Genomic DNA, 4384 nt, shown 5'->3' with positions numbered 1-4384 from the left:
GCTGCGGGCCGGGCGCGCGGCGATCCTGATCCGCGGCGCCGCGCTGCACGACGGCGACGCGTTGCGCTGGGCGGGACGGATCGCCGCGGCCACCGGGGCCGCCCTCTACAGCGACACCTTCGCGCCGCGACTGCGTCGGGGCGCCGGCGTCGTGCCGGTGCAGCGGATGCCCTACCGCGCCGCCGACGCGCTGGCGGCGCTGGCCGGGGTGCGCACCCTCATCCTGGTCGGATCCCAGCCGCCCGTCGCGTTCTTCGCCTACCCCGGCCAACCCAGCGAGCTCACCCCGGACGGCACCGACCTGCTCACCCTGGCGCACCCGCACGAGGACGGTCCGGCCGCCCTCGAGGCGGTGGCCCGGGCACTCGGGCTCACCGAGACGTCCGCCGCCGTCGTGCAGCCGGCCCGGCACGGACCAGCGCAGCCGGAGAGCGGCGTCCTGGACGCCGTCCGGATCCACCAGGGGCTCGCCCGCCTGCTTCCGGAGGACGCCATCGTCAGCGACGAGGGCGTCACCGCCAGCTTCACCGGCTATCCGCAGCTGGCCGACGCCGCTCCGCACGACGTCGTGCAGCTCACCGGCGGCGCGATCGGCGACGGCCTGCCGGTCGCCACCGGGGCCGCCATCGCCGCCCCGCACCGGCCGGTCATCGTGATCGAGGGCGACGGCTCCGCCATGTACACCGTCCAGGCGTTGTGGACCCAGGCCCGGGAACGTCTCGACGTCACCACGATCATCGTCGCCAACAACTCCTACGCCGTGCTGGCCGACGAGCTCGACCGCGTCGGAGCGACCGCGGGGCCGTCGGCGTCCGCCGTTCTCGACCTGCACGACCCGGTCATCGACTGGGTCCGGCTGGCCGGCAGCATGGGGGTCGACGCGACCAGTGTGGCCGACGGCCCGGCGTTCGACGCCGCGCTCCGGGACGCCCTCGCCGCCCCCGGCCCGCACCTGATCGAGGCCCGCACCCGGTGACATAGCGGGGTCGCCCGAGCATGGACCCCGTCGGGCACGAGGATCCGATGATCTCCTGGCTGCCTCGATCGGGTGGCATCCACCGTAGTCGGCGTCCAGTTGGCCAGGTGTCCAGCCCGGTCGGTCGCACTCCGTCCGCGTTCCTATTTGTCAGTATCCGCACATGCCGCAGAACCCGGTGCTAGCTTGGTTATGGCGATGGTCTTTCGGAGGCTTTGGCTTCCGTTGGTTTGTCATTATTATGCCGCTCGGGGTCTCATGGGTGAGATTTCTTCGGGCCGTCGCCGGAAAGTCTAGGTATGGGGATGCGACGTGCGAGTTATTCTTAGTCGACCTCCTGCCTGGTGTGCGGACTCCTCATTTTCCGAGCGGCGTCCGAATGTGGGAATTCCGGTCCGATGACTCCGGCAACCGTGCCGATGACCGCGCCGCAGCAGGGAATCTATTTCGAATATCTGCGGCAGCCTTCGCCGGACTACCACCTGGTGCTCGATCTGGGGATCGAGCCGGGCCTGGGTGCGGGAATGCCCCGGGCCCTGGAGCAGGTGGTGCGTGAGCAGCCCGCGTTGCGGGCGATGGTGTTCCACGATCACGACGGCGGCCACTACCGCATCGCCGACGACGTCGCGATCCCGGTACGGACCCAGGATCTGCGGGGGAACCCGGGAGCCGTCGAGGGGATCGCGGAACTCCTCAGCAGCGAACCGTTCGACCTGCGGTCCGGGCCGCTCTGGCGGGTCGCGCTCTGCCATCTCGACGAGGAGGATCGGCTCGTCCTGGCCTGCCACCACCTGATCGCGGACGGACAGTCGCTCAGCCTGCTGGCCGGCCGACTGGTCGCGCTGGCCGCCGAGGAGCAGTCCACAGACGAGCCGGCCGATCAAGCCGAGCAGCCTGTCGCAGCTACCCCGGTCGACCCGGTTACGCCGGTCGACCCGGGATTCCTCGACTACCAGCGACGGCGGACGACGCCGCCGTCCGAGCGCAGGGCGGCGCGGCGGCGGGCGCACTGGGAGGCGAGCCTCGCAGGGCAGGAGGCGCCGGACCTCGCGCACTGGATGCGGCCGGCGCGATCGGATCCGGTCGACCTGCGGGAGCTCGGCGAGGAGCTTCGACTGCCGGTTCCGCAGCACCTCCGCGACCTGATCCGGGCAACCGCGCAGGCCGCCGAGGTGTCGGAATACGCGATGTACCTGTCCGGATTCGGGCTCCTGCTCGCCCGCTATGCGGACGCCGAACAGGTCTGTGTCGTGGTCCCGTTCGCGGATCGTCCCGGGCTGGAGCAGGAGGAGTCCGTCGGCTGCTTCCTGCACGCCCTGCCGGTGCGCATCGACGCCCAGCCCGACCGGAGCGTTCGCGACGTCCTTGGCCGGACGGCCCGATCGATCCTGCAGAGCTGGAAGTATCTCGACCACCCGGTCTACGCAATGCTGCACGACTATCCGGCGCTGCAGGGCGTCTACGACATCACCTTCATTCAGGATTCCTATCCCGCGCTGCCCGCCGGCGTGCGCGGCGTGCACCACCAGGCCCGAGTGCCGTTCGCCGGCCGATTCAGCGTGCTGATGGAACACCTGGGGGACCGGGCCGAATTGGTCTTCCAGTACAAGCCCAGCGCGCTCACCGAGGTTCAGGTCCGGCGGTTCGCGCAGCGATATCTCGACCTGTTGAGCCGGCTGCCGGAATCGCTCGACCGCACCGTCGCGGAGCTGTCGGCGATGCCCGAAGCGGAGACGCGTCAGCTGCGCGCCGAACTCGCCGACACCCATCACGCGGACTGGGATCCGGCACACCTGGGCACGCTGTTCCTGGACAAGACGTCGGCGGAACCGGCCGGCCCGGCCTGGTGTGACGAGCGCCGCGAGTACAGCAACGCCTGGGCCCACGACGCCGCGGTGCTGGTGCAGCGGCGGATCATCAACGCCACCGAGCGGCGCACTCCGGTGGCCGTCCAACTGCCCCGGACGGCCGGGCTGCTGGCCGCCGTGTTCGGCACCGTCATCGCCGGCCGCGCCTACGTCCCGATCCCCGAGGGCATCCCGGCCCGACGCCTGGAACAGATCCTGGCCGACGTGGGCGCCGAGGTCTTCCTGACCACCTCCGATTCCGAGGTCGTGCTTCCCCGCGGCGTGCGCAGGCTCGACCTGGACCGGTGGGACGAGTTCGCGGCACTCCGCGACGACGATCGGGTGGCGATCCGGGAGCATCCCGCGGACGCCGGCCGGCTCAGCGCCGACGACGTCCTCTACGTCGAATACACCTCCGGCTCGACAGGGGTGCCGAAGGGCGTCGTCATCCTGCATCGCAACATCCAGAACACCGCGCTGGACCTGGAGCGCCGCTTCCCGCTGCGCGCCGGCGACGTGTTCCTGCTGAAGACGTCCTTCACCTTCGACATCTTCGGCACCGAGATCTACGGCTGGCTCTTCGGGGCCGGCACGCTGGCGATCCTGCCGGCCGTGAAGCAGGGCGACGTCCTGGCCGTGCTGGAGGCGATCGAGAACTGGGGGATCACCCACGTCAACTTCGCGCCGACCATGCTGCGGGTGCTGCTGGACGCCGTCCGGACCGGATCGCGCCGCACCGCTCTCGCCGGGCTGCGGCACATCTTCTGCGGCGGCGAGGCGGTGACCCGCGACATCGTGGAACAGTTCTTCGCGCTGGACCTGGGCTGCTCGCTGGAGAACGTCTACGGGCCCACCGAGGCGTCCATGTGGGCGACCTGCGGGACGGTGACGGCGCAGGACGAGACGGCCATCGCACCCATCGGACGCCCGCTCAACGACTACCGGGTCTACGTGCTCGGCGCCGGCGACGTGCTGCTCGGCCCGGACCTGCCCGGCGAGATCTGCGTCGCCGGCGCCGGGGTTGCCGTCGGCTACCTCAACCGCGACGAACTGAACGCCCGGCACTTCGTGGACAACCCCTTCTACCGGCCGGCGGTGGACGCCGATCACCAGCGCCGGATGTACCGCACCGGGGATCGGGGCTTCCTCCGCGAGGACGGACGGTTCGCGTTCCTGCGCAGGATGGACCGCCAGGTGAAGATCGGCGGTGTCCGGATCGAGCTCGGCGAGGTCGAGCAGGCGCTGCACGGCGTGGACGAGGTCGTCGAGGCCGCGGCCGTGGTGCAGGACACCCCGGCCGGCGCCCGGCTGGTCGCCTTCTTCACCGCCGCCCGGACCGTCCCGGCCGACCGGCTGCGGGCGGCGCTCGGCGCGGTGCTGATGAAGAGCCACCTCCCGTCGCTCTTCGTCCAACTGGAGAAGCTGCCCACCTCGGCCGCCGGGAAACTGGACCGCCGGGCGTTGCTGGCCCTGCTCGCCGAGCGCGACGAGCAGCCGCCGGACGATGCCGCGGCGACCCGGCCCGCGACGCAGCCCGGCCCCGGTGCGCGGGGCGCGGCCG

At 71.3% G+C, this 4384-nt stretch carries 2 protein-coding genes; both read left to right on the top strand.

The features are described 5' to 3' along the window. Positions 1–976: acetolactate synthase large subunit (locus QM582_RS14730; protein ID WP_415085632.1), on the top strand; the 976-nt coding region annotated here is incomplete at its 5' end. Positions 977–1374: 398 nt separating this feature from the next. Then, positions 1375–4384, top strand: a 3010-nt coding sequence (locus QM582_RS14725; protein ID WP_415085631.1) for an amino acid adenylation domain-containing protein, incomplete at its 3' end; no start/stop codon positions are given.

Source organism: Micropruina sp. (assembly GCF_047607385.1).
In the GTDB taxonomy this organism is placed as follows: Bacteria; Actinomycetota; Actinomycetes; order Propionibacteriales; family Propionibacteriaceae; genus Micropruina.
Note: the sequence above shows the minus strand (reverse complement) of the source record. Positions and strands in the feature narration are given on the sequence as shown.